The sequence below is a fragment of the Mesorhizobium loti genome (assembly GCF_003148495.1).
In the GTDB taxonomy this organism is placed as follows: Bacteria; Pseudomonadota; Alphaproteobacteria; order Rhizobiales; family Rhizobiaceae; genus Mesorhizobium; species Mesorhizobium loti.
The window spans coordinates 42,732-68,507 of sequence record NZ_QGGH01000008.1 but is presented as its reverse complement, the minus strand read 5'-3'; the positions used below and the strand labels follow the sequence as shown (position 1 = coordinate 68,507).

Genomic DNA, 25,776 nt, shown 5'->3' with positions numbered 1-25,776 from the left:
TCCGTCAGGCCGTTGACGTCTCGGCGCTCAGGACTAACCTTAGCGAATGGCTCTCAATCTCCTAAAACTGTGCGTCGGCTGCGACAGCGTCGAGGATCTCGAAGAGTGGATTGCCTTCCGCCTCGACGAGCGGCGGCGCGCCGGGGAGCCGGTCGAGCAATATCACACCACCCGCATGATGCCGACGCGCGGCGCCGAGGTTACCGATGGCGGTTCGCTTTACTGGGTGATCAAGGGCAATGTGCAGTGCCGCCAGCTGATCACCGAGATTCGGCCGTTCACCGACGGTGAAGGCATCGGCCGCTGCCACCTGATTCTCGACCCCGAGGTTGTACGAACCGACTGGCAGCCGCGCCGGGCTTTTCAGGGCTGGCGCTATCTGAAGCCGGCCGACGCGCCGCTTGATCTCGGCAAGGGCAAGGCCGGGCTGATCGAGATGCCGCCGAAACTCAGGCGCGAGCTTGCCGACCTCGGCCTGCTCTGACCCCAGGTGGCATCACCGTCTGGCCCTTTGTGCCACCCGATGTGGGACTTGCAAGCGATGTAGCAACGCCACATCTTTGTTCTTATGAGCGACAAGAAGCAGCCCGTGCCCGCGAGGGCCAATCCTGCGCCGATCAAGCCTCAATCCAACGCCGGCGAGATCGACGCCTTCATTCGTCAGGCGAGGACACTTGCCGCGTCGGCGACCGGTTCGGGCAGGCTGATCCTTGCCCTCGACGCGACGATGAGCCGCCAGCCGACCTGGGATCTGGCCTGCACGCTGCAGGGCCAGATGTTCGACGCCGTCGGCAAGGCCGGAACCCTCAGCGTGCAGCTGGTTTATTTTCGCGGTCTCGGCGAGTGCCGTTCGTCCGCTTTCGTGAGCGACACCAATGCCTTGAAGCAGCTGATGACGCGGATCGAATGCCGCAGCGGCCACACCCAGATCGGCAAGGTGCTGGCGCACGCGCTGAAACAGACGGCGGCCGCCAAGGTCAATGCGCTGGTCTATATCGGCGATGCGATGGAAGAGGATATCGACGATCTGGCCGAAAAGGCCGGCAGCCTCGGCTTGCATGGCGTTCCTGTCTTCGTCTTCCAGGAAGGTCATGATTCCGGCGCAGAAAAGGCGTTCAAGGAAATCGCGCGGTTGTCCAAAGGGGCTTGGTTCCGATTTGATCGGCGGGCTGCAACGACCCTGGCAGGGCTGCTTTCGGCGGTTGCGGTGTTTGCAACCGGCGGACTGAAGGCGCTTGAGGCCAGAGGCAGGCCGGAAGACCGGCTGATGATCGAGCATCTGCGGGGTGGCGGGGACTGATGGGCGCAATCATCGCATTGGTAGCATTATTTTTGGTGCTTCTCGGCGCGGCCACGATCTTCCTCCGCGCCGACCCAGCAAAACTGGCCAGCGGCATGAAGACACTCGGGCCGGTCCTTCTGGGGCTGGTCGGCATCGCTATGGTTGTGGTCGGGCGCGAAGGCATCGGGGGCATAATTCTGTCGGCGGCAATCGCCTGGTATGGTTCCATGCGGATGAAGCGGCCGCCGGCAAAGCTCGCGCCGGGCAAGCGTTCGACGGTGCGCACCGCAGCGCTCGAGATGGAACTCGATCACGATACCGGCGGCCTTGAAGGACTGGTCCTGGCTGGCCGCCACGAAGGCAAGATGCTTGGCGCGATGGGCCTGGCGGAGTTGCAGCATCTCTTCCGGGAACTCTCCGGCGATCCGGAGAGCCGGCAGCTGCTAGAGACGTATCTTGACGGCAGATTTCCCGTCTGGCGCAAAAACACTGAGACGAACGGTGGTGAAGGGCTGGGTGTTGCGCCAGGTCCGGGCGCCATGACTAAGGAGGAGGCCTACAAGGTCCTTGGTCTTGAAGCGGGGGCCGCCGCGGCGGATGTCCGCAAGGCGCACCGCCGCCTGATGCAACGCCTGCACCCCGATATCGGCGGCACGTCTTTCCTGGCGGCGCGGATTAATGAAGCCAAGGACGTCTTGCTCTCCAATCACAACTAGTCTCCTTCGATGCAGAACTTTTCCGGGAGATGACTTCCACGCCGTCCTACTGCTGGACGGCGTAGCACTCGATGTTCTTCTTCTTCAAAGCGGTGCAGGCCTTCCAGGCCGCGGTCTTCGAACCAAAGCCGCCGAAACGGGCGCGGTAGTAGGTGACGCCGTCCTTGTCGAAGGCGACGGTGAAGCCGGACGCGTCGGCTAGCACCTTGGGTGCCTGCTTGGTGGTCTTGTCGAGGAAGGCCTGGGCTTCGGACTGCTTTGGCGAAGACGCGACCTGAATGGCCCAGCCCGACGGCACCGACGCTGTGTTGACCGGGTCGACGGCCGCCGGAGTTGGCTCGGCATAGGCAGCGACGACCTGGGCCGTGGCAATTTGAGGGGCCGACACGATGACGGTCTTGACCTTCCTGGTCTTGACCACGGGCGCTGTCTCCTCGACCGCGGCCGTTGTCTGCTCATCGGTCGCGTCCGTAGCGTCCGCAGTTGTAGGATCGTCGTTGGACGCCACGGCATCGTCTTCGACCATCGGCTTGTCGTCCGGCGTCGGCGCGTCGTGCTTGGGCAGGAGGACCTTGGCAAGCGCGGTGATCGGGTTGTTGCCGCTGGCCTTGGCGACCAGATCGCCGCCGCCGCGGGTCGATGCCCTCGGCAGATAGGTGTTGATCAACGTGGCCATCTGGTTGTCGCGGCTGCCGCCGGAGGTGCCGCCCATGACCACGCCGACGATGCGGCGATTGCCATCGGCAACCGACGAGACGAGGTTGAAGCCGGAGGCGCGAGTGTAGCCCGTCTTGATGCCGTCGACGCCTTTGATGCGTCCGAGCAGGCGGTTGTGGCCGTTGATGCGCTGGCGCCCGTAAAGAAAGGAACGCTGCGAGAAATAGCCGTAATACTGCGGGAAGTGCTCCCTCAGCGCGATGCCGAGCGTCGCCATGTCGCGCGCGGTGGTGAATTGGCCAGGGTCGGGCAGGCCGTTGGCGTTGCGGAAGACGGTCCCGGTCATGCCCAGCGCCCGCGCCTTGGCGGTCATCATGCGGGCAAAAGTAGGTTCATTGCCGCCGAGCATTTCACCTAGCGCGGTGGCCGAGTCATTCGCCGACTTGGTGACGATCGACAGGATCGCGGTCTCGACCGTAACAGAATCGCCCGGCTTCACCCCGAGTTTCGTCGGCGCCTCGGCGGATGCATGGGCCGAAAACACGACTGGCGAGTTCCTGCTGATCTTGCCCTTCGCCAGCGCCTCGAAGGTCAGATAGAGCGTCATCATCTTGGTCAGCGAGGCCGGATAGCGCCTGCCGTTGGCATCCGCGGAGTAGAGCACCTTGCCAGTCTTGGCGTCCACGACAATGGCCGCCTGCCTCGCTGCCAGCGATGAGACGACGTCGCCACAAACGAACGTCATCGCCATGGCGATGATCACGATCGTCTTGAGAGGGGAGGTGGATTTGGAAACGATGCCCAACAACGCCTTACGCACTGGTACTTCCCTTGAATTCTTCGTTGCGCTGGAGGCGGCAAAGGGTCCTGCCTCGCTTCCGGCCAAGCTACCGGGGCAGCGTTACCAATCCGTTTATGGTAACCGCCGCGTTCACCATTTTCTTCGGGCTTGAAGCTCTCTTTATTCGATTTTTAGCCATTGGCTGTGCAGGCGGGTCCGCACGCCAGTAAAATATTGACTTTTGTGCGGCGCACAATTATTATCTTGCATTGCACAAGGGCGCCCCGAAGAAGGACGCCTCAACCGTCAAGGGAATCGCGAAATGACCCAGACCTATGAGGACTTCAGCAAATACGGCAAAGAGTTCGCCGACACCGGATTGAAGAGCTTTGCGTCCCTCTCCAAGGGCGCGCAGGCGATCGCGACCGAGGCTGGCGAATACACCAAGAAAAGTTTTGAAGCCGGCAGCGCCACCGTGGAGAAGCTGATTTCGGCCAAGTCGCTGGAAAAGGCGATCGAGATCCAGTCGGATTACGCCAAGCAGTCCTACGAGGCGTTCGTCGCCGAGGCCACCAAGATTGGCGACCTCTATGCCGAACTCGCCAAGGAAGCCTACAAGCCGTTCGAATCAATCGTTGCCAAGGCGAAGTAATTTCGCCGGGCGAAGTCATTTCGCCTGATGTGACCCAAATCCGGCCCTTTGGGTCCGGGCCAAAACCCGGCTGCGGAAACGCAGCCGGGTTTTTTCATGCCGATTTCCACTCCAGGGCCTCGCGCCCCTTCACGATTGCGAAAATCGTCCAAGTTTGGTCACCTAGCCATATTGTCAGCTAAACAGAAGGGCTTAAAATCGTCCATCGAACACCTACATGTCGAACTCGCATGGGGATTCGAAAGAGGCAGGAATACGTGACGATCGGTTTGACTGCCACGAGACACGTGGCGCGGATGCAAAACGGCGACGGCAACGGCAATGAGGCCGGCCGTGGGACGGCCGTCATCACGCGCACCAAAACCAAAACCAAGAAGCCCAGCCTTTATCGGGTCCTCATCCTCAACGACGACTACACGCCCATGGAGTTCGTGGTTCACGTGCTGGAGCGTTTTTTCCAGAAGGACCGCGAAGCCGCCACACGCATCATGCTTCATGTTCACAATCATGGAGTGGGCGAGTGCGGGGTCTATACATTCGAGGTGGCCGAGACCAAAGTGTCCCAGGTCATGGATTTCGCCCGACAGAATCAGCATCCGCTGCAATGCGTGATGGAGAAGAAGTGAGGTAACATGCCGGCTTTCTCCCAAGGCCTGGAAAAGGCGCTTCACCAGGCGCTGACGCTCGCCAATGAGCGGCACCATGAATATGCAACCCTTGAACACCTGCTGCTCGCGCTCATCGACGACACCGAGGCGGCCGCCGTCATGCGCGCCTGCAATGTCGATCTCGATGAGCTCAAGCACACGGTGCTCACCTATATCGACACCGAGCTCGACAACCTCGTCACCGGTTACGACGAGGACTCCAAGCCGACGGCCGGTTTCCAACGCGTCATCCAGCGCGCGGTGATCCATGTCCAGTCGTCTGGCCGCGAGGAAGTGTCGGGCGCCAACGTGCTCGTCGCCATCTTCGCCGAGCGCGAGAGCCATGCCGCCTATTTCCTGCAGGAACAGCAGATGACCCGCTACGACGCGGTCAACTACATCTCGCACGGCATTGCCAAGCGTCCGGGTGCGTCGGAGACACGCTCGCCGCGCGGCGCCGATGACGAGCAGGGCGGCCAGAACGGCGCCGAACCGCAAGAGGAAGGTGGCAAGAAGAAGCAGCAGCAGGATGCGCTGACCGCTTATTGCGTCAACCTCAACAACAAGGCCAAGGCCGGCAAGATCGATCCGCTGATCGGCCGCGAGTCCGAGATCAACCGCACCATCCAGGTGCTGTGCCGCCGCTCCAAGAACAACCCGCTCTATGTCGGCGACCCCGGCGTCGGCAAGACGGCGATCGCCGAGGGCCTGGCCAAGCGCATCGTCGAGGGCGACGTTCCCGAAGTGCTGCACAACGCCACCATCTTCGCGCTCGACATGGGCACGCTGCTTGCCGGCACGCGCTATCGCGGCGATTTCGAGGAACGGCTGAAGCAGGTCGTCAAGGAGCTCGAGGACTATCCAGGTGCCGTGCTGTTCATCGACGAGATCCACACGGTCATCGGGGCAGGGGCCACATCAGGCGGCGCCATGGACGCGTCCAACCTGTTGAAGCCGGCCTTGTCGTCGGGTGCGATCCGCTGCATCGGCTCGACCACCTACAAGGAATTCCGCCAGTTCTTCGAGAAGGACCGTGCCCTGGTGCGGCGCTTCCAGAAGATCGACGTCAACGAGCCGACCATCGAGGACGCCATCGAGATCATGAAGGGCCTGAAGCCCTATTATGAGGAATTCCACAAGGTGAAGTTCACCAACGAGGCGATCAAGGCCTCGGTGGAGCTGTCGGCACGCTACATCAACGACCGCAAGCTGCCGGACAAGGCGATCGACGTGATCGACGAGACCGGCGCCTCGCAGATGCTGGTGCCGGAAGCCAAGCGCAAGAAGACCATCGGCATCAAGGAGATCGAGGCGACGATCGCCACCATGGCCCGCATCCCGCCGAAGACGGTTTCGGCCGACGACGAGAAGGTGCTGCAAGGCCTCGATATCGAGCTGAAGCGCGTCGTCTATGGCCAGGATACCGCGATCAGTGCGCTTACCTCGGCGATCAAGCTGGCACGTGCCGGACTGCGCGAACCGGAGAAGCCGATCGGCTCCTACCTGTTCTCCGGCCCGACCGGCGTCGGCAAGACCGAAGTGGCCAAGCAGTTGGCCGCGTCGCTCGGCGTCGAGCTGATCCGCTTCGACATGTCGGAATATATGGAACGCCACACCGTGTCGCGGCTGATCGGTGCTCCTCCCGGCTATGTCGGCTTCGACCAGGGCGGCCTCTTGACCGACGGCGTCGATCAGCATCCGCACTGCGTGCTGTTGCTGGACGAAGTCGAGAAGGCGCATCCGGACCTGTTCAACATCCTGTTGCAGGTGATGGACCACGGCAAGCTGACGGACCACAACGGCAAGCAGATCGACTTCCGCAATGTGATCCTGATCATGACCACCAATGCGGGTGCGTCGGATGCCCAGCGCGCGGCGATAGGTTTCGGTTCGACCAAGCGCGAAGGCGATGATGTCGAGGCGATCAACCGGCTGTTCACGCCGGAGTTCCGCAACCGTCTCGATGCGATCATCCCGTTCGGCTCGCTGCCGGTTCCGGTCATCCATCAGGTGGTGCAGAAGTTCGTCATGCAACTCGAGGCACAGCTTTCCGAGCGTGGCGTCACCTTCGACCTGTCGGCGGATGCGATCGCCTGGCTCGCCGACAAGGGCTATGATGAGCGCATGGGAGCGCGGCCGCTCGGCCGGGTCATCCAGGAGCACATCAAGAAGCCGTTAGCCGACGAGGTGTTGTTCGGCAAGCTCAAGAAGGGCGGCACGGTGCGTGTCACCGTCGAGAAGAAGGAAACCGGCGAGACCGGCCTGAAGCTCGAATCGCTCGCCGACGAGGCGCCGGTGAAGCCGAAGAAGGAAGAGCCGGAAGAAACGCCGAAGCCCAGAAAGGCCGTCGCGAAAAAGCCCGCGGCCAAGAAGCTGGTGGCGCCAAAGCCCGAGGCCAAGGGCAAGGACGGCGGCAAGCGCAGCCTCGTGCCGCAACTGCCCCGAAAGAACTGAGCCTTACGAAAGTCGAAAAAGCCCCGGAAACGGGGCTTTTTCCATTGGAACACGAGGTGACGCATGGTTGGCCAGATCATCATCTTGAACGGCGCGCCGCGATCGGGAAAATCAAGCATCGCCAGAGCTATTCAGGAGAGTTTCGATGGCGTCTGGATCAATCTCGGTGTTGACGTTTACGAGCAGGCCACGCCGGCACGCTATCAGCCTGGAATTGGGCTGCGGCCGGGTGGCGAGCGTCCGGATCTTGAAAGCGTCGTGCCCGGATTGTACGCAGCGCTCTACGAATCGATAGCCGCTCACAGCCGGCTGGGGCTGAATGTCGTTGCGGATGTCGGCCACCACGATGCCTATTCGAAACCCCTTAACTGCCTCGTCGATTGCGCCCGCCGTCTCGCCGGCCTGCCGGTGCTGCTTGTCGGCGTTCGCTGCCCGATCGAAATCATCATGGAGAGGCGTGCGGCCAGCGCCGCGGACAAGGGATATGTGACCGCCTCGGCTGACGATCCCGCGCCATTGCCCGTGCGTCTGTGGCAGGAAGAGGTGCATCGGCCAGGCGTGTACGATCTCGAAGTCGATACGTCACTTCTGAACTCTGCCCAGTGCGCTGATATAATTCGGGAGAAGCTTATATTAGAAAATTCGAATTCAATGGCTTTCTGAGGTTCTTATATTCTCGATAGGATTCTCACAGGAGTTCTTGACCACTCCTGCTTCCATTTTCACTCTTGATTAACGATGATTGGTCATGTTTCAAGCATGACCCTACTACCTGCAGAGCGGACAATACTGACTATTGTGTTGGCGCTAGTCGCCGTCTGCTTTTTCCTTGCATGGGTCAAGGACGTCACCGTTGCGCTTGACAGCCATGTTTTTTCCATCGGCTTTGCCATTGTCATGACCGCTCTCGGCCAATTCTATCGCCGGGTCCGCAAAGCGGAGCGGATCGCGCTCACTGCGCATGCTCTGGCGCTGTTCATCCTCTTTTCAGTTGTTGCCTCGCTGTTCAACCTTCTGCTCTTGCCACGGCATTCAGCGCCGATCGACGCCACCTTGGTGTGGATCGACTCCTGGTTCGGTTACTCGTGGCCAGACGCCTGTGCATGGATTTCTCAATACCCGCTTCTCTCGGATACGCTGAGGCAGGTCTATACTCTGACGCTGGCTCAGATCCTGTTTGTCTTTCTCTTCCTGGGCATGGCCAACGATCGGAAGCAGCTTCACGCTGCCATGCTGGCGGCGGTGTTTGCCGCGCTGGCCACTATTTTTTGCTGGGCGCTGTTTCCGTCCAGTGGCGCTTCCGCCTACTGGACCTTGGACCCTGAAATCGATCGCATTGTTGGACCCGTGGTCAATTCCGCCTACGGGGCGGAATTGAATCGCCTGCTGGTTTATGGCATCAACGACATTTCAGCCATTCGGGCGACAGGGCTCATAGGGTTCCCGTCGTTCCACACGGTCATGGCGCTGATGTCGCTTTTCGCAATCTGGCCGTATCCATTTGCTCGTTTCGCGCTGATCCTCGCCAACACCGCGTTGGTGCCGGCAATTCTTATCCATGGCGGGCACAATCTGATGGATGTGTTCGGCGGCGCGGTGATTACAATAGCCTGCTGGCGACTGGGCCTGCGGGCATTCGAAGCACAGCAGCGACGGCCATTGTCGAGGGCCAAATGCGAGGCGCTGACAACCGAGGGCTAAGCGTCACCGCGCGGCCAGCGCAGCCCGTATCTTTTCGGCGCTCTCGGCCAGCACTTCCGGCTTCTCCATTCCGCCAGTGTGCGGTTTCAGCGGGATGCCATCGAAGCGCGGGATAACATGGACATGCAGATGATAGACGGTCTGCCCCGAGGCCGGCTCATTGAATTGAAGGATCGTGACACCGTCGGCGCCGAAGGCCTTTTTCACCGCCAGCGCCACTTTCTGAACGACGGTGAAGAGCGGGCCGAAAATTGACGGATCGGCGTCGAGCAAGTTGCGCGACGGTGCCTTCGGCACCACGAGCGTATGGCCGGGCCCCTGCGGCATCACATCCATGAAGGCTATGACCGCTTCGTCCTCGTAGACGCGTTGCGAGGGAATCTCGCCGCGCAGGATCTTCGCGAAGATGTTGTCGGTGTCATAGGCGGCCATGGCGAACGCTCCGGATTGTGCCTTTCGTGTAGCGAAGCCGTCGAAAGTCGGCAAGACGACCCGGCGAAGTCGACCCTGCTCATCAGGGCAGCCCTGTTGCTACTCCTCCAGATCCTTGCGGAACGGGGTGTGCTCTTCGAGATATTCGCCCATCCGCTCCACCTCTTGCCGCTCGCGTCTGAGATAGTCGGCGACGGCGTTGCGCAGGCCGGGGTGCGCAATGTAGTGCGCGGAATGCATGGTCACCGGCCGGTAGCCGCGCGCCAGCTTGTGCTCGCCCTGCGCGCCTGCCTCGACCACCTTCAGCTTGCGCTCGATGGCAAAGTCGATCGCCTGGTGGTAGCAGACCTCGAAGTGCAGGAAGGGATGGTCCTCGATGCAACCCCAGTTGCGGCCATAGAGTGCGTCGGAGCCGATGAAATTGATGGCGCCGGCAATATAGCGCCCGTTGCGCCTGGCCATCACCAGCAGGATGTCGTCGGCCATGCGCTCGCCGATCAGCGAAAAGAATTGGCGGTTGAGATAGGGCCGGCCCCATTTGCGGCTGCCGGTGTCCATGTAGAAGGCGAAGAAATCGTCCCAGGCCTTCTCAGTGAGATCCTTGCCGGTCAGCCGGTCGATCGAAATGCCGTCGGCAAGCGCCTCGCGCCTTTCCTTCTTCATCGCCTTTCGCTTGCGCGAGGCAAGGGTAGCGAGGAAGTCGTCATAGGTTGAAAAGCCTTCGTTGAAGAAATGGAATTGCTGGTCTGTGCGGTGCAGGAAACCTGCCGCTTCCAGCACCTCCACGTCGCCCTCTTGCGCGAAGGTGACATGCGCGGAAGAAACACCGAGTTTTTGCGTCACCGCCTTCAGGCCTGCCGCCAAACCGGCCTTGACGGTGACGATATCCTCGCCCTTGGTGACCAGCAGGCGAGGGCCGGTGACCGGGGAGAACGGCACAGCACTTTGCAGTTTTGGATAGTAGCGGCCACCGGCGCGCTCGAACGCATCCGACCAGCCATGGTCGAACACATATTCGCCCTGGCTGTGCGATTTGAGATAACAGGGCACCGCGCCCAGCAATCTGCCTTGCCCATCTTCCAGCCTGAGGTGGTGGCCCTGCCAACCGGTGCGCCGCACGGCGCATCCGGAATCCTCAAGTGCACTCAGAAAAGCGAAGGAAACCAAAGGATTGTAATTGGTTTCTGCATCGCCGCGCGTAGTTTCGGCAAAGCTGTTCCATTCGTCGCATGTGAAAGCGCCGATGCCAGCGGCGACGCGGATTGAATAGTCCGCATTTGCTGTCTGGCCATCGCCCTCATCGCCTTGATCCATGAGGCTTATTTAAGCTCCGTCCGGCTTGGTACAAGTCACATTTCAGACACTCGACTTCAGGCGACTTTGACCAGATCGGGTTCGAACCCTTCGAACGTCATCTGGTCGGCATATCTGAAGGTCAGGTCGACCGCGGGCTGGTCATGCACGGTCCAGGTGATAACAGGCATTTTCAGCTTTTCACGCACGAAGCTGACGAACCGGTTCGGCAGGTCGCCGGCGGCGTACGAAGTGAAGGCGATCTCGTGCGCCAGCATGGCGAAATGCGCCTCGATCAGCTTGACGTCCTTGCCGTAGGCGGTCAGTCCGCCCGGAATGCCCGGCGCGTGTTTCGGGAAATCGCGGATCAGCCAATGGTCGAACGACATGATCGCGGCTTTGCCCTTGTAGCGCTTGAGCATCTTGCCGACGCTGGCCACCAGGCCTTCGTCACGACCGGGAATCCCTTTCAGCTCGACAACCATAGGCACGCGGCCGTCAATCAGGTCGAGCGCTTCCTGCAGCGTCGGCAGGTGGTCCGATGTGCCGCCGACCTTGAGCGCCGTAAGTTCCGCCGCGGTGCGTTGCCAGACGAAACCGTCCTGGCCGGTCAGCCTTTGCAAATCGTCATCATGAATGATCACGGGAACGCCATCCGACGACAGGTGCACGTCGCATTCGATCGCATAGCCGCGCTCGGCCGCCGCCGTGAAAGCGGAAAGCGTGTTTTCCCAGCGCGTCTTGTTCATGTCGTGAAAGCCGCGATGGGCGACGGGCCGGGCGGTCAGCCAGGATATGTCGGTCATGATCGTCCCCTGGCTCATTCGACTTCGAAGATGGCTTCGATTTCCACTGCGGCATTAAGCGGCAGGCAGGCCGTGCCGACAGCGGAACGGGCATGCTTGCCGCGCTCGCCAAGTGCCGCGACCAGGAAGTCTGAGGCGCCGTTGGCAACCAGATGCTGCTCGACAAACTCAGGTGTCGAGGCGACGAAAACGGTGATCTTCACCAGCCGGCGGATCTTCTCGAGGTCGCCGAGCGCTGCCTTGGCCTGCGCCAGGATGTTGATCGCGCAGTACTTTGCGGCGTCCTTGCCGCCTGCCGTGTCGACATCGCGGCCAAGCAGCCCGCTCGCCTGCAGCTTGCCGTCCTTGAGCGGCAATTGGCCGGCGGTGAACAGCAAATTGCCGGTCCTGCAATAGGGCACGTAGTTGGCGGCGGGCGCGGCGGCGACAGGAAGCGCCACGCCCAGATCGCTTAGCCGCTTTTCGATTGTTTCACTCATGGTATTTCCCTATTGCTTGGTGACGCCGCGCGGGCCGGGCCGAAATTGCTATTTTTGCCTCGCTTCCGCCACGACTTTTTTTAAGCTGGACCATCTTTCCCTGCGGCTTGCCATTAGCCGCGACGATCGGAGTACCTCATGCGCGCAACGCGCCTTGCATTCCATGCCGTCCTGTTGTCGGGGGTCTTCTCGATAGGCCCAGCCTTTGCCGTGCCGGCGCTGCAAGCCCACCGCGCCGTTTACGACCTTACCCTCAAGAAGGCGTCCGATCAGTCCGGCATCACAGGCATATCCGGCCGCATGGTCTATGAGTTCAACGGCTCGGCCTGCGAAGGCTATACGGTGAAATTCCGCTTCGTCACCCAGATCGTCACTGCCGACAACACTAGGCTGACGGATCAGCAGACGACCACTTTCGAGGACGCTGAAGGCAAGACGTTTTCATTCGTGACGAAATCCTTCGTCGACCAGAACCTCGACAAGGAGGTCAAGGGCGTCGCCACGAAAGAGACCAAGGGCCTGAAGGTCGATATCGACAAGCCTGAAAAGAACAGCGTCGAGCTGGCGAGCACCCAATTCCCGACCCAGCACCTAGTCGAACTGATCGGCAAGGCCGAAAAGGGCGAGAACTTCTACGAAACCAACCTGTTCGACGGTTCCGAAGACGCCAACAAGGTGATGACCACCACCGTCGTCGTCGGCAAGAAAACCAATTCCGACAAGGCCGACCCGGAGGCTCCGGCACTGGCGAAGCTCGCCACCGACAAATACTGGCCGGTCGACATCGCCTATTTCGACGACACCGACAAGACAGGCGAAGAGGTGCCGGAATACCGCATCAGCTTCAAGCTGCATGAGAACGGCATCACCCGCGATCTCGTCATGGACTATGGCGACTTCTCGATGACCGGCAAGCTGGTCAACCTGTCGCTGTTCGACCAGACGAAACCCTGCCCGGCAAAATAGGGCTTCATCCGGCCGGTTGATTAACCTCGGCACGGCGTGGCCGTGTCGAACGACTTGAACGTGCCGCAATCGTCTCTCAACCTCTATCCCAGCGTCCAGGCGCAAGGGGGAGCAGCTTGAGCAAGATCGATGTCTTCGTGGCGCCGCGGCCCAACCCGGCACTGATCAGAGCCATGACATCCGTCAACCGGATCGTCATGCTGCACGGCATTCCCGGATTTCGTGATCTGTTGCCGTTCAACCGCCTGGCCGGTCTGCGCGGCGTCGCCAATGTCCGTCACATCGCCTTTCCCGACGCTGACCTCGAACGGCTGAAGGCCAGTTGCGGGGCAGGGAAGGCGACTTTCATCACGCCCAACCATCCCGAATTCTTCACCGACTGGATGATCGACAAGGAGATCGTGTCGCAGGTCAGCCCGCTCACTGCCTCCTGGGCGACGAACGGTGTCGTCAACGGTCTCGGCCGGCTGATGCAGAAATTCTGGCTGGCCAACAACCTGATCGCCCAGATTCCCGGCAACAGCGGGGCAGCCAAGGAACACTCCGTCGCCTGGGCCTTGAAAGGTCATGGCGTGCTGCTGCATCCCGAAGGCGGCGTTGGCTGGCACGCCAATATCGTCGCGCCGTTGCTGTCGGGTGCCGTCGAGATGGGGCTTGAGGCCCTCAAGCGCGGCCGGGCCACGGATCCCGATTTCAAGGTCTGGATCGCGCCAGTCGTCTGGAAACTTGCCTTCACCGGGAATGTCGAAGCGGCGCTGGCGAAGGAATGCGCCTATGTCGAGAAAAGCCTGAACATAGAACGCCACGCGACCGACACGCTGCCGCAGCGCATCCACCATATCTATTCGACGCTGCTGACCCGCGACGAAGCCGCATGGGGCATGCCGTCTGACGAAGGCCAGACCTATGCCGAGCGCCAGCAGGGGTTGATCATCGAACTCGCCCGCCGGCTCGGCGAAAGTATCTCACCCGAAGCTGCCATCACCGACACCACCGAGCTTCTGCGGCGGGCGCGTCGCTGGCAGCGCGAAAACACCGGCGATGCGGAAGGGCAAAAGCAGGTCCGCACGCTCGCCGACGCGGTCCAGAGGTTGCAACGTGTTGGGCCCTGGGCCTCGGCCAACCCGCGCATCACCCAGGAGGAGATCGCCGAACACCTGAAGCGTATCCGCAACGACTATTGCCGGGGCGGACTGCGCGACACGATGAACCGGTTCATTCCGCAGCCGGCCGGGCCGCGTTGCGCCTATATCCGGGTGCCGGAGGCGATCGGCCTGCATGCCTATGCTGGCTCGATCGACGATGCGGTTGCCGAGCTGCACCGTCGCATGCAGGAAACCGTCACCAGCACCGTGACCGAGCTTGCAGCCAAGGGCAGCTTCATTTTCTATCCGAATCCATTCTATCGTCGCTGACATCCGACGGGCCATGTGGCCGACTGTCGTGACGGATGGAAGGCAGACAGCAAGCTTCATGGCAGTCTATGTCGACGCAGCGATCTGGAACTGGGCCGGCCATCGCTGGTGCCATCTGTTGGCCGACGACACCGACGAGTTGCATCGCTTTGCCGCACAGCTCGGTATCAAGCGTTCATCCTACCAGGGGCCGCCCAAGACATCGGCGCCGCATTATGACATAACCGGCTTCGAGCGCGACCGTGCGGTGCGGCTTGGCGCCACCGAATGCAGCCGCGAGGAGATCGTCGCGGTCTTCCGGCGGGTTCGGGTGCCGAACGGGAAGATAAAGCGCTGACAGCAGGGTGCGGATCGTCGCACGCGGCACTACAGATCCCGTGGCGCTTGCGTTTGTTGCGCATCCCCTCTATATGCGCGCTCATTCCACACACGGACTTTGGTGTCTGCCCGGGAGAAATCCGGCTGAAACCTCCGGTGGCGTTCGAGGACAAAGTCCAAAAATGCCTGTGTCCGTGGAGGCTAACCGGAAAGGAACTTTGAATGGCACTGCCTGATTTCAGCATGCGCCAGCTTTTGGAAGCTGGCATTCACTTCGGCCACCAGACCCACCGCTGGAACCCGAAGATGGCGCCCTACATCTATGGCGCCCGCAACAACATCCACATCATCGACCTCTCGCAGACGGTGCCTTTGCTGCACCAGGCGCTGAAGCAGGTTTCCGACACCGTCGCCAAGGGCGGCCGTGTGCTGTTCGTCGGCACCAAGCGCCAGGCGTCCGACATCGTCGCCGATGCGGCACAGCGTTCGGCCCAGTACTATGTCAACTCGCGTTGGCTCGGCGGCATGCTGACCAACTGGAAGACGATCTCGAACTCGATCCAGCGCCTGCGCAAGCTCGACGAGATGCTGGCCGGCGAAGCCCAGGGCCTGACCAAGAAGGAGCGTCTCAACCTCGACCGCGAGCGCGAGAAGCTCGACAAGGCGCTGGGCGGCATCAAGGACATGGGCTCGACGCCCGACCTGATGTTCGTCATCGACACCAACAAGGAAGCGATCGCCATCCTCGAGGCCAAGCGCCTCGGCATCCCGGTTGTCGCCATCATCGATTCGAACTGCGATCCGGACAAGATCGACTTCCCGATCCCCGGCAATGACGACGCGGCCCGCGCCATCCAGCTCTATTGCGACCTGATCGCCAAGGCTGCGATCGACGGCATCGCCCGCCAGCAGGGCGCGCTCGGCGTCGACATCGGCGCTTCGGTCGAAGCTCCGGTCGAACCTGCGCTCGACCCGGCCCCGGCCCCAGCGTCGGAAGCCCCCGAAGCTTGATAATCGAAGGCCGGTTGCGGCCTTCATCTTTCTCATATTTTGGCACGCTAAACAGACGCACCATCGAACACCGATGGTGCGTCGGTGCATTTAAAACAAAGAGGCGACAATGAGCATTTCGGCTGCACAGGTCAAAGAACTCCGCGACTTGACCGGCGCGGGCATGATGGACTGCAAGGCGGCGTTGACCGAGACCAACGGCAACATGGAAGAGGCCGTCGACTGGCTGCGCAAGAAGGGTATTTCCAAAGCCGACAAGAAGGCTGGACGCACTGCAGCGGAGGGCCTGATTGGTGTTGATTCCGGCGTTCGCGAAGCGGCCGTCGTAGAAGTAAATTCCGAGACCGACTTCGTTGCTCGCAACGCCGCGTTTCAGGAAATCGTCGCCAACGTTGCCAAGGTCGCTCTGGCCTATGGCACGACAGAGGCTGTAGCCGCCGCAAAGTATCCCGGTTCGGACAAGTCGGTTGCCGACACCATCAAGGACGCTGTCGGCACCATTGGCGAAAACATGGGCTTCCGCCGCTCTGCCAAGTTGACCGTTCCGCACGGTGCCGTCGCGACCTATGTCCACAACGCGGTTGCCGATGGCCTTGGCAAGCTCGGTGTTCTGGTCGCCATCGAGACCACGGGCAACGAGCATGCGGCCAATGCCTTCGCTCGTCAGGTCGCCATGCATGTCGCTGCCACCAATCCGATGGCGCTGACCGCAGAGCAGATCGATCCGGCCGCGGTCGAACGCGAGAAGGCGATCTTCTCCGACCAGGCGCGCCAGTCCGGCAAGCCGGAAGCCATTATCGAGAAGATGGTCGAAGGCCGTCTGCGCAAGTTCTACGAAGAGGTTGTGCTCCTGAAGCAGGCCTTTGTGCTCAATCCCGACATCACCGTCGAGAAGGCGCTGAAGGATGCCGAGAAGGACATCGGCGCGCCGGCCAAGATCACCGCTTACCTGCGCTTTGCGCTGGGCGAGGGCATCGAGAAGGAAGAAACCGATTTCGCGGCGGAAGTCGCGGCTGCGGTCAAGAAGTAAGCCGCCAACCGGCTTTTCGGCTCAGGCAACTCGGCCGGGCGCTCGCAAGGGCGTCCGGCCGATTTCTTGTGCGATGTCGACAAAGGCGCGCAGCTTCGGCGCCATCGCCGCCCGGCGCGGAAAGTAGAGAAACAGGCCTGGTTCCTCGATTGCCGACTGCGGCAGCACCTGGACAAGTCGACCGGCGGCCAGGTCGGCGCGCACCAGCGGCTCGAACACATAGGCCAGTCCCATCCCCGACAGCGCCAGGTCGATGGCGGCAAGGGAGTCGGTGACGACGGCGGTGCCGCGCGTTTCCACGGCCACGTCCTTGCCGTCCTCCGTCAAATCCCAACGATAGAGCGCGCCGGATCGCACCAGGCGGTAGCCGATGCAATTGTGGGCGGCGAGATCGGCCAGGCTGCGCGGGCGACCACGCCGGCCGATATAGGCTGGCGAAGCGACGATGATTACCTGGAAGGGCGGTGTCATCCGGATCGCGATCATGTCCTGCGCGATCATTTCGCCAAGTCTGATGCCGGCGTCAAAGCCTTCGCCGACAATATCGACCAACCCTTCGTTGGCAAAGATTTCCACCGTCACATCCGGATAGCGCTCCGCCATGGCCGTCACCACTGGCGTCACCGCCATCGGGACGGCGACATGCGAAACGTTGATTCTGAGCAGTCCGGCCGGGCGACCCTTGATGCCGCGGATACGCTCCATCCGCTCCGCGATATCCTGCAGCGCCGGCTCCGCCGTCGCGACAAGCGCCTGACCGGCCTCGGTCAGTGAGACGCTCCGCGTCGTGCGGGCAAAAAGCGGCTGGCCGATGCGCTCCTCCACCAGTCTGACCGCATGGCTGACCGCCGAAGGGCTCATGCCAAGCTCTGCCGCCGCGGACGCAAAGCCGCCGCGTCGGGCCACGGCAACGATGACGGGAAGATGGCCCAGCAGATCGCGATCCATTCATGCATGATATCGCATAGTTCATGCAGATAATGCAACATTATCAAACGAAGTGAGCTGGGGCATCTAACGCTGCATCAACGCCGTTTGGCGAAGCAGCAAGGAGACGTTCCATGACCATGTCCTACTACACCCTTGGCAGCAGCGGGCTGCGTGTCACCCGGTTGGCGCTCGGCACCATGACCTTCGGCACCGAATGGGGCTGGGGCGCCGACAAGGATACGGCACGCGTCCTGGTCGATGCCTATGTCGAGGCAGGCGGCAATTTCTTCGATACGGCCGACGCTTATACCGGCGGTACCTCCGAGACCTGGCTTGGCGAGTTCATTGCCGAACGCGGCCTGCGCGGCAAGGCGGTGATCAGCACCAAGTTCAGCATGAATCTGGAGCAGGGCAATCCGAATGCCGGCGGCAACGGCCGCAAGAACATCATCCGCGCCGTCGAAAGCTCGCTGAAACGGCTCGGCACCGATTATATCGACCTCTATATCCTGCATGCCTGGGACAGGCTGACTTCACCGGAAGAGGTGATGCGGACGCTGGACGATCTGGTGCGCGCCGGAAAGATCCGGCATGTCGGCCTCTCCGACGTCCCCGCCTGGTACGCAAGCAGGGCGCAGTCCATCGCCGAACAGCGCGGCTACGAGCCGGTTTCGGCGCTGCAGCTCGAATATTCGTTGGCCGAGCGCAACATCGAGCATGAATTCGTGCCGTTCGGCACGCGCTACGGCGCCGGCATCATGGTGTGGAGCCCGCTGGCCAGCGGCTTGCTGAGCGGCAAATATCGTTCAGATACAATCAGCAAGGCGGGCGGGCGACTGGAGACGATGCGCGGTTCGACCAATCCCGGTTTCCAGAAATTCACCGCCCGCAACTGGGCAATCGTTGCCGAACTGGAAAAAATTGCCGGTGAGCTTGGCCGCGGCATGGCCCAAATCGCCTTGAACTGGGCCGCCACACGGCCCGGTGTCGCTTCGGTGATCATCGGTGCGACGAGACTCGATCAGCTCAAGGACAATCTCGGCGCGCTCGATTTCGAGGTTCCCAAGGAGCTTTTGGCAAGGCTCGACGCTGTCAGCCAGCCGGTCACGCCGTTCCCGTACTCGTTCTTCGGCCCGGAAATCCAGGGCGGCCTCACCGGCGGTCAGGCGGTCGGCGACAAGCCGGCGGGCTACTTCCCGGACCTGCTCATGGAAGGTGCTTTTGCCGGCGTGAGTTGACAAAAGGCGAGGGAATTCCGGGTCGGGCGCCGCGTGACATCGCGGCGCCCTTCGTGTATCGGAACACGGCATCGCGCCATTGTTTCGGGGCGGCGCCTGCGCGAGGGTAGCCACCCGGAACGCGCCACATGCAAAATGAAGAGGCCCAGATGACGGTGAAGCCCCTCTACCGACGTGTTTTGCTGAAAGCGTCGGGCGAAGCATTGATGGGCGAACAGCATTTCGGCATCGACGTTTCGGTCGTCGATCGCATCGCCGGCGACATCGCCGAGGCGCGTGCACTGGGCATCGAGGTTGGCGTCGTCATCGGCGGCGGCAACATTTTTCGCGGCGTGGCCGTTGCCTCCAAGGGCGGCGACCGTGTCACCGGCGATCACATGGGCATGCTTGCCACGGTGATCAATTCGCTGGCGTTGCGCACGTCATTGAACAAGATCGGTGTCGACGCCGTGGTGCTTTCGGCGATCGCCATGCCCGAACTTTGCGAGAGCTTTTCGCAGCGCCAGGCGACTGCCTACATGAACCAGGGCAAGGTGGTGATCTTTGCCGGCGGCACCGGCAATCCGTTCTTCACCACTGATTCGGCCGCCGCACTTCGTGCGGCTGAGATCGGCGCCGACGCGCTGTTCAAGGGCACTCAGGTCGACGGCGTCTACTCGGCGGACCCGAAGAAGGACCCGAATGCGACGCGTTTCGAGCGCATCAGCCATGGCGAAGTCATAAAACGTGGTCTTTCCATCATGGATACGGCAGCGATTGCACTTGCGCGCGAAAACAACATTCCGATAATCGTTTACTCGATCCACGAAAAAGGTGGTTTCGGCGATATTCTGAGGGGCGGCGGCCGCTGCACGGTCGTCGCGGACGATTGATCGAGGGCCTGATCCGGAAAGGGAAGCCGGTTTTCGAAAGTCAGGCTCGAATACGGGGCCTTGCCCCGAAGCATTGAACCCGCGTTAGACGGGTCGAGGAGATAGAGATGAGTGGTGAGTACGACGATCTCAAGCGGCGCATGGATGGGGCGATCGCCGCGTTCAAGCATGATCTGGCTTCGCTGCGGACCGGTCGCGCCTCCAGCAATCTGCTCGATGCGATCCAGGTGCAGGCCTATGGCACCACCATGCCGATCAATCAGGTCGCCAACGTCTCGGTGCCGGAGCCGCGCATGATCTCGGTATCGGTTTGGGACAAGTCGATGGTCGGCGCGGTCGACCGCGCTATCCGCGAATCCAATCTGGGTTTCAACCCGATCGTCGACGGAACCAACCTCAGGATTCCACTGCCTGAACTCAACGAACAGCGCCGCAAGGAGCTGGTCAAGATCTCGCACACCTACGCCGAGAATGCCCGGGTCGCCGCGCGCCATGTGCGCCGCGACGGCATGGACTTTCTGAAGAAGGCGGAGAAGGACGGCGACATCAGCGAGGACGATCAGCGCAAGCGCTCGGATCAGGTCCAGAAACTCACAGACGAAACGATCAGCACCATCGACCACCTGCTTTCCGATAAGGAAGCTGAAATCATGCAGGTTTAGGGTCTTGGCCAGCGGCTGACCCGAAAGCGAGAACATGGCAACGCCCGCGCATGTCGCGATCATCATGGACGGAAACGGACGCTGGGCCAAGGCGCGTGGCATGCCTCGTCTTGCGGGCCATCGTGCCGGTGTCGAGGCGCTGCGCAAGACGGTGCGCGCAGCACCCGGACTCGGCATCTCCTACCTGACCGTCTACGCTTTCTCGTCGGAGAACTGGTCGCGGCCGAAGTCCGAGGTCAGCGACCTGATGGGTCTCCTGAAAATGTTCATCCGCCGCGACCTGGCCGAATTGCACCAGAGCGGCGTGCGGGTCAGGATTATCGGCGACAGGGCAGGGCTGCAGTCCGACATCAGGGGCCTGCTCGACGAGGCCGAATCGCTGACTGCCGCCAATGAATCACTGACGCTGGTGATCGCCTTCAACTACGGCGGACGCGACGAGATCGTTCGCACGGCGCAAAAGCTTGCGTCGGCCGTGGCGCGTGGCGAACTCGACAGCGAGGCGATCACCGCCGAGAGTTTTGCCGGCGCTCTCGACACGCATGGCATTCCCGACCCGGAGCTTGTCATCCGCACCAGTGGCGAACTCCGGCTGTCGAACTTCCTTCTGTGGCAGGCCGCCTATAGCGAGCTCGTCTTCCTGCCTTGCTACTGGCCCGATTTCAGCCGCGAGCACCTTGCCGAGGCCTTGCGCGAATTTGCCAGCCGCGAACGCCGTTTCGGCGGACTTGGGACCCAGGCCGTTGCTTCGCGACCGGCCGCAGGATGAGCAATCTCCAGCTGCGTGTCATTTCGGCTGTCGTGCTTGCCATCATCACCCTTGGTTTGACCTGGCTCGGCGGTCTGCCGTTCCGGCTGCTGTGCGCCGCAATGGTGGTGGTGATCTTCTATGAATGGACCCGTATGTCGCGCCCGACCGGGGCCGCGGGTCTGGGTTTCCTGCCGGAAGCGCTGCTGGTTGTCTTCATTGGCGTCTTGCTTGCCGGCCTTGCCACCTCCTGGCTGCTGCCGCTTGTCGTGGTCATGGTTGCCGCAACGGCGATTGCCGCCTCGGTTCGCAAGACTGGGCAGTGGGATGCGAGCGGCCTTGCTTATGCCGCGGTCTCAGGCCTGTCGCTCGCCTTGCTGCGCGATGGCGACCGCTCGGGCCTCATTGCCATCCTGTTCCTGTTCGCGGTCGTCTGGGCCACCGATATCTTTGCCTATTTCGTCGGCCGAGCGGTTGGGGGACCGAAGCTGGCGCCGGCGATCTCGCCTGGCAAGACACGCAGCGGCGCGCTCGGCGGCGCTGTTGGTGGCGTCGTCGCGGGGCTGGTCCTCGCTGCCGCTGCTGGTGTCGGCAATCTGGCATTGCTCGGCCTTGTGGCGCTCGTGCTATCGATTGTCTCCCAGGCCGGTGACCTGTTTGAATCCTGGGTCAAGCGCCGCCACGGCCGCAAGGATTCGGGTGCGCTCATCCCAGGCCATGGCGGCGTCATGGATCGTGTCGATGGGCTTGTCGCGGCGGCTTTCGCCCTATACGTCATCGGTTGGATCTCGGCGACCGCCGATCATCCGGCGCAGGGGCTGTTTCCCGTTTGAGTGGTGCCATTTCAGGGTCCGATGCGCGGTGCGCCTTGGATTCGTCCGGATTGGTGTCACAGTCACGGCACACTCTGCGCCGTGGAAGAATTTGAGGGTTTGTCTTGAACGAGATTCTTCACGCGCTTTTCAGCACAGAAGGCTTTGTCCTCGGAACGCTCGTGCCGTTCGTGTTTGTGCTGACCGTGGTCGTGTTCGTCCATGAAATGGGCCATTACCTTGTCGGGCGCTGGTGCGGCATCGGCGTCAAGGCCTTCTCGATAGGCTTCGGCCCGGAACTCTTCGGCTTCAACGACAGCCACGGCACGCGCTGGAAACTGTGCGCGATACCGCTTGGCGGCTATGTCAAATTTGTCGGCGACATGAATGCCACCTCGAGCCAGCCCACTTCGGCAGAGATCGAAACGCTGACCGAGGCGGAGCGCAAGGTCGCCTTTCACACGCAGCCGATCTGGAAGCGCGCGGCGACCGTGGTGGCCGGGCCGCTGTTCAATTTCCTGCTGACGATCGTCGTCTTTGCCGTGCTGTTCACCACCTATGGCCGTTATGTCGCGGAGCCCATGGTGGCCGAGGTGACCGCCGACAGCCCGGCGGCGAAGGCCGGCATCCTGCCCGGTGACCGATTCGTCAGCGTCGACGGCAACAAGGTCGAAACCTTTGGCGACGTCCAGCGCCTGGTCTCGGGCCGCGCCGACGACACCATCACCTTCGTCATGCTGCGCGACGGCAAGGAGGTCACGGTGACCGCGGCGCCGCGGCTGATGGAACAGGAAGACGCGCTCGGCAACAAGGTCAAGGTCGCCGTGATCGGTGTCGTCAACAACAAGGAACTCGGCCAGCCGCGGCTCATCACCTACACGCCGGTCGGAGCGGTCGCGGCGGCGGTCGAGGAAACCGGTCACGTCATCCAGCGCACGGGCCAGTTCCTGCAGCGCTTTGTTGTTGGGCGCGAGGACAAATGTCAGCTGGGCGGCCCGGTGAAGATCGCCGACATGGCCGGCAAGGCGGCGAAACTAGGGTTCGAATGGCTCGTGCAACTGGTCGCAATGCTGTCCGTTGGTATCGGGTTTCTAAACCTTTTGCCGATTCCCCCCCTCGACGGCGGCCATCTCTTGTTCTACGGGGTGGAGGCCGTCATTCGCCGTCCAGTGTCGGAACGGATGATGGAAATGGCCTATCGGGCCGGGTTGCTTCTGGTGCTGTGCTTCATGGGGTTCGTTTTCTGGAACGATCTGTTTGGGTGCTGAAATCATGAAGAAATTTGGCTTCCGCATGGACGATGTTGAGACACCGTTTACCATGCACGGGGATATGAGTGACGCGAAAGCCACGCCGCAGGGTTAAGTAAATACAAATTAACCAGAAGCCTTGCGTGTAGGGAAAATCCGGTTAATACGGTAGGGGAAATTACCGCACGTCCGGTTTTCTCGCCGTGGGGACTACGAGAAAAGGTTATTAAGCCCGATGAAGGCAGCATCCAAGTTTCTGAGCGCCGCGTCCGCGGTGACCCTGTCCGCGGCTCTTGTCGTGCCAGGCGCGCTCGCAGTGCAGTTCGTTGCCACATCGGCGGCCGAAGCCGCTGTCGTCAGCAGAGTTGAAGTGAGCGGCAACCAGCGTATCGACGCTGACACCATCCGCAATTACATTGCCATCAAGCCGGGCAAGGCCTTCTCCAGCTCCGATATCGACAGTGCGGTCAAGGCGCTGTTCGGCACCGGCCTGTTCTCGGATGTGCAGATCAACCAGGTCGGCTCGACACTGGTGGTTAAGGTTGCCGAGTACCAGGTCGTCAACCAGGTGCTGTTCCAGAACAACAAGAAGCTCAAGGACAACGCGCTTGCGGCGGCGGTGCAGCTGAAGCCGCGCGGGACGTTCTCGCAGGCGACACTCGATGCCGACGTCGAATCGGTCAAGGCTGCCTACAAACGCATCGGCCGCGACGATGTGACTGTGACCACGCAGGTCATGCAGCTTGGCGACAACCGCGTGAACGTGGTCTTCAACATTACCGAAGGCGATCGCACGCAGATCGCGGCGATCAATTTCGTCGGCAACAGCGCCTATTCCAGCCGCCGCCTGTCGGATGTCATCAATACCAAGCGTTCGTCCTGGCTTTCCTTCGTCCTGCGCGACGACGTCTATGACGACGACAAGCTGCGCGCTGACCAAGAGCTGCTGCGCCGCTTCTATTACAATCACGGTTACGCCGATTTCCAGGTCGTATCCGCTGTCGGCGAACTCGACAGCGCGACGAACAAGTACACGGTCACCATCACCGTCCAGGAAGGCGACCGCTACACATTCGGTGACGTCAGCGTCGAAAGCACGATCCCGGAAGTCGACAGCAAGTCGCTGGAATCTGTGGTCGAGACCCAAAAGGGCGACGTCTACAACGCCAAGGACGTCGAGGATTCCATCATCGCCCTGACCGAGAAGGTGGCCGGTTCCGGCTACGCCTTCGCGCAGGTGACGCCACGCGGCGACCGCAATTTCGAGAACCACACCATTTCTGTGGTCTACACGGTCGACCAAGGCACCAAGGCCTATATCGAGCGCATCGAGATCCGCGGCAACGACCGCACGCGTGACTATGTCATTCGCCGCGAGTTCGACGTCAGCGAAGGCGATGCCTTCAACCAGGTGCTCATCCAGCGCGCGAAAAAGCGCCTGGAAGCCCTCAATTACTTTGACAAAGTCGATATTTCGACAGTGCCGGGCTCGCAGCCCGACCAAGTCGTGCTGGTGGTTGACGTGGTCGAGAAGTCGACCGGTGAATTCTCGGTCGGCGCCGGTTATTCGACCGGTGGCGACACGGCCGGTCCGTCGGTCGAAGGATCGATCACCGAGCGCAACTTCCTCGGCCGTGGCCAGTTCATCAAGCTGTCAGCTGGCGGTGGCAAGAATTCGCGCGACTACAGCATTTCGTTTACAGAGCCCTATTTCCTCGGACGGCGCATCGCCGCCGGCTTCGACGTCTTCAAGCAGACGAGAAATTACGATCACTACGACAGCGATACCCTGGGTGCGACGGTGCGCTTCGGCCTGCCGATCACCAACAGCATCTCGACCCAGCTTGCGTATAATATTTCGCAAGAGAAGTATAAGCTGGATGATGGCTGCGTAACCGCCGGCGTCTATGATCCCTCAAAGTGTAGTGTTTCTACAGCCATCCTAGATGGTATAGAGCAAAGTCCGTGGATCAAGTCGTCGATTAGCCTTGGGCTGGTCTACAACACAATCGACGACATGAAGAACCCACACGAAGGCATTTACGCCACTACAACGGCTGAATTTGCAGGTCTCGGCGGCGATGCCAAGTATGTGAAGGTGACCGGACGCGGCAGTATCTACCAGACGCTGTCAGAACAGTTTGACTTGGTGGGCCTCATTTCGGCTGGCGCAGGACATGTGCAAGGCTACGGCAGCGACGGCGATCTGCGTATCTTCGATCAGTTCCAGAGCACCGACCGCATGATCCGTGGCTTTGCTTATGGTGGCATTGGCCCTGTGGATCCTCTCACGGGTGACCATCTCGGCGGCACCACCTATTTCAATGCCTCCGCGGAAGCCCAGTTCCCGCTGCCGGTCATTCCGGAAAGCTTTGGTCTGCGCGGCGCCGTGTTTGCCGACGCGGCTACACTCTACGGCAGCAAGATCACGAGCGTTGCTCAGGAGTCGACCGACCTGAAGTTGCGCGCCTCGGTCGGCCTCGGCCTGATGTGGGCGTCGCCGTTCGGCCCGATCCGTATCGACTATGCGATCCCGGTCAAGAAGGAAGCGCGCGACGACGTGCAGGAATTCAACTTCGGCATATCGACCCGCTTCTGATCGGCGGTTAACGATGCTCCCGGGT

Annotated in this window: 26 protein-coding genes; 20 read left to right on the top strand and 6 right to left on the bottom strand. The window is 61.4% G+C overall.

All coding sequences use genetic code 11. The features are described 5' to 3' along the window. Positions 1–46: 46 nt before the first annotated feature. The 3 genes from C8D77_RS25145 to C8D77_RS25135 all read left to right on the top strand — a co-directional run bounded on the left by C8D77_RS25145 (position 47) and on the right by C8D77_RS25135 (position 1,998). Positions 47–484: a DUF1489 family protein gene (locus C8D77_RS25145; protein ID WP_109669079.1), complete on the top strand. Its 438-nt coding sequence runs from the start codon at positions 47–49 to the stop codon at positions 482–484. Positions 485–568: 84 nt separating this feature from the next. After that, positions 569–1,300 (top strand): vWA domain-containing protein, encoded by a 732-nt coding sequence (locus C8D77_RS25140; RefSeq protein WP_109669077.1) that lies wholly within the window; start codon positions 569–571, stop codon positions 1,298–1,300. After that, positions 1,300–1,998: a DnaJ domain-containing protein gene (locus tag C8D77_RS25135; protein WP_109669075.1), complete on the top strand. Its 699-nt coding sequence runs from the start codon at positions 1,300–1,302 to the stop codon at positions 1,996–1,998. The genes C8D77_RS25140 and C8D77_RS25135 overlap by 1 nt, the downstream gene beginning before the upstream one ends. A 46-nt stretch (positions 1,999–2,044) precedes the next feature. On the opposite strand, the gene C8D77_RS25130 is transcribed toward C8D77_RS25135, so the two are convergent. Then, entirely contained in the window at positions 2,045–3,475 is a 1,431-nt protein-coding gene (locus tag C8D77_RS25130; RefSeq protein WP_109669073.1) for a D-alanyl-D-alanine carboxypeptidase, read from the bottom strand. Positions 3,476–3,758: 283 nt separating this feature from the next. Here C8D77_RS25130 and C8D77_RS25125 point away from each other — a divergent pair, with 283 nt between their 5' ends. The 5 genes from C8D77_RS25125 (at position 3,759) to C8D77_RS25105 (ending at position 8,890) form a co-directional block, all read left to right on the top strand. After that, on the top strand, positions 3,759–4,088 hold the full coding sequence (locus C8D77_RS25125; RefSeq protein ID WP_109669071.1) for a phasin family protein: 330 nt from the start codon (positions 3,759–3,761) through the stop codon (positions 4,086–4,088). Positions 4,089–4,384: 296 nt separating this feature from the next. Continuing rightward, on the top strand, positions 4,385–4,714 hold the full coding sequence (gene clpS, locus C8D77_RS25120; RefSeq protein WP_056587551.1) for an ATP-dependent Clp protease adapter ClpS: 330 nt from the start codon (positions 4,385–4,387) through the stop codon (positions 4,712–4,714). A gap of 6 nt (positions 4,715–4,720) precedes the next feature. After that, positions 4,721–7,189, top strand: coding sequence for an ATP-dependent Clp protease ATP-binding subunit ClpA (clpA, locus tag C8D77_RS25115; RefSeq protein ID WP_109669069.1), 2,469 nt, complete (start codon positions 4,721–4,723; stop codon positions 7,187–7,189). A gap of 63 nt (positions 7,190–7,252) precedes the next feature. After that, positions 7,253–7,852 carry a chloramphenicol phosphotransferase CPT family protein gene (locus C8D77_RS25110; protein ID WP_109669067.1) on the top strand — a complete coding sequence of 200 codons (600 nt, stop codon included), beginning with the start codon at positions 7,253–7,255 and terminating at the stop codon, positions 7,850–7,852. A gap of 135 nt (positions 7,853–7,987) precedes the next feature. Beyond that, entirely contained in the window at positions 7,988–8,890 is a 903-nt protein-coding gene (locus C8D77_RS25105; RefSeq protein WP_245489019.1) for a phosphatase PAP2 family protein, read from the top strand. 3 nt (positions 8,891–8,893) lie between these two features. Here C8D77_RS25105 and C8D77_RS25100 read toward each other — a convergent pair whose 3' ends face one another. From C8D77_RS25100 to C8D77_RS25085, 4 genes are all read right to left on the bottom strand, one after another. After that, positions 8,894–9,322, bottom strand: a complete 429-nt coding sequence (locus tag C8D77_RS25100; RefSeq protein ID WP_109669065.1) for an HIT family protein — start codon at positions 9,320–9,322, stop codon at positions 8,894–8,896. A 99-nt stretch (positions 9,323–9,421) separates the two neighbouring features. Next, entirely contained in the window at positions 9,422–10,636 is a 1,215-nt protein-coding gene (locus C8D77_RS25095; protein WP_109669063.1) for a GNAT family N-acetyltransferase, read from the bottom strand. A 56-nt stretch (positions 10,637–10,692) separates the two neighbouring features. Continuing rightward, entirely contained in the window at positions 10,693–11,421 is a 729-nt protein-coding gene (locus C8D77_RS25090; protein WP_109669354.1) for a glycerophosphodiester phosphodiesterase, read from the bottom strand. 14 nt (positions 11,422–11,435) lie between these two features. Next, positions 11,436–11,900: a RidA family protein gene (locus C8D77_RS25085; RefSeq protein WP_109669061.1), complete on the bottom strand. Its 465-nt coding sequence runs from the start codon at positions 11,898–11,900 to the stop codon at positions 11,436–11,438. A 138-nt stretch (positions 11,901–12,038) separates the two neighbouring features. On the opposite strand from C8D77_RS25085, the gene C8D77_RS25080 reads away from it, so the two are divergent. The 5 genes from C8D77_RS25080 (at position 12,039) to tsf (ending at position 16,640) form a co-directional block, all read left to right on the top strand. Beyond that, complete coding sequence (locus C8D77_RS25080) at positions 12,039–12,866, top strand: cell envelope integrity EipB family protein (protein ID WP_109669059.1); 828 nt, start codon at positions 12,039–12,041, stop codon at positions 12,864–12,866. Between the two features lie 116 nt (positions 12,867–12,982). Continuing rightward, a complete protein-coding gene (locus tag C8D77_RS25075; protein ID WP_109669056.1) occupies positions 12,983–14,281 on the top strand; it encodes a lysophospholipid acyltransferase family protein in 1,299 nt (432 codons plus the stop codon). Positions 14,282–14,339: 58 nt separating this feature from the next. Next, a complete protein-coding gene (locus tag C8D77_RS25070) occupies positions 14,340–14,618 on the top strand; it encodes a DUF4031 domain-containing protein (protein ID WP_109669352.1) in 279 nt (92 codons plus the stop codon). A gap of 203 nt (positions 14,619–14,821) precedes the next feature. Next, positions 14,822–15,610, top strand: a complete 789-nt coding sequence (gene rpsB / locus C8D77_RS25065) for a 30S ribosomal protein S2 (RefSeq protein ID WP_023812937.1) — start codon at positions 14,822–14,824, stop codon at positions 15,608–15,610. Positions 15,611–15,719: 109 nt separating this feature from the next. Next, a complete protein-coding gene (tsf, locus tag C8D77_RS25060; RefSeq protein ID WP_109669054.1) occupies positions 15,720–16,640 on the top strand; it encodes a translation elongation factor Ts in 921 nt (306 codons plus the stop codon). A gap of 21 nt (positions 16,641–16,661) precedes the next feature. Here tsf and C8D77_RS25055 read toward each other — a convergent pair whose 3' ends face one another. Further along, positions 16,662–17,588, bottom strand: a complete 927-nt coding sequence (locus C8D77_RS25055; RefSeq protein ID WP_109669052.1) for a LysR family transcriptional regulator — start codon at positions 17,586–17,588, stop codon at positions 16,662–16,664. Positions 17,589–17,701: 113 nt separating this feature from the next. Here C8D77_RS25055 and C8D77_RS25050 point away from each other — a divergent pair, with 113 nt between their 5' ends. From C8D77_RS25050 to bamA, 7 genes are all read left to right on the top strand, one after another. Then, positions 17,702–18,808 (top strand): aldo/keto reductase, encoded by a 1,107-nt coding sequence (locus tag C8D77_RS25050; RefSeq protein WP_109669050.1) that lies wholly within the window; start codon positions 17,702–17,704, stop codon positions 18,806–18,808. A gap of 149 nt (positions 18,809–18,957) precedes the next feature. Then, positions 18,958–19,680: a UMP kinase gene (gene pyrH, locus C8D77_RS25045; RefSeq protein WP_091574801.1), complete on the top strand. Its 723-nt coding sequence runs from the start codon at positions 18,958–18,960 to the stop codon at positions 19,678–19,680. 107 nt (positions 19,681–19,787) lie between these two features. After that, positions 19,788–20,342, top strand: a complete 555-nt coding sequence (frr, locus tag C8D77_RS25040; RefSeq protein WP_013531759.1) for a ribosome recycling factor — start codon at positions 19,788–19,790, stop codon at positions 20,340–20,342. A 34-nt stretch (positions 20,343–20,376) separates the two neighbouring features. Then, positions 20,377–21,111: an isoprenyl transferase gene (locus C8D77_RS25035; RefSeq protein ID WP_109669048.1), complete on the top strand. Its 735-nt coding sequence runs from the start codon at positions 20,377–20,379 to the stop codon at positions 21,109–21,111. After that, the gene (locus tag C8D77_RS25030; RefSeq protein WP_109669046.1) at positions 21,108–21,923 is read left to right on the top strand and encodes a phosphatidate cytidylyltransferase; all 816 of its coding nucleotides are present in this window, start codon (positions 21,108–21,110) and stop codon (positions 21,921–21,923) included. Before C8D77_RS25035 ends, C8D77_RS25030 begins: the two co-directional genes overlap by 4 nt. Positions 21,924–22,027: 104 nt before the next feature. Next, positions 22,028–23,170, top strand: coding sequence for an RIP metalloprotease RseP (gene rseP, locus C8D77_RS25025; protein ID WP_109669044.1), 1,143 nt, complete (start codon positions 22,028–22,030; stop codon positions 23,168–23,170). A 217-nt stretch (positions 23,171–23,387) separates the two neighbouring features. Beyond that, a complete protein-coding gene (bamA, locus tag C8D77_RS25020) occupies positions 23,388–25,751 on the top strand; it encodes an outer membrane protein assembly factor BamA (protein ID WP_109669041.1) in 2,364 nt (787 codons plus the stop codon). Positions 25,752–25,776 lie beyond the last annotated feature (25 nt).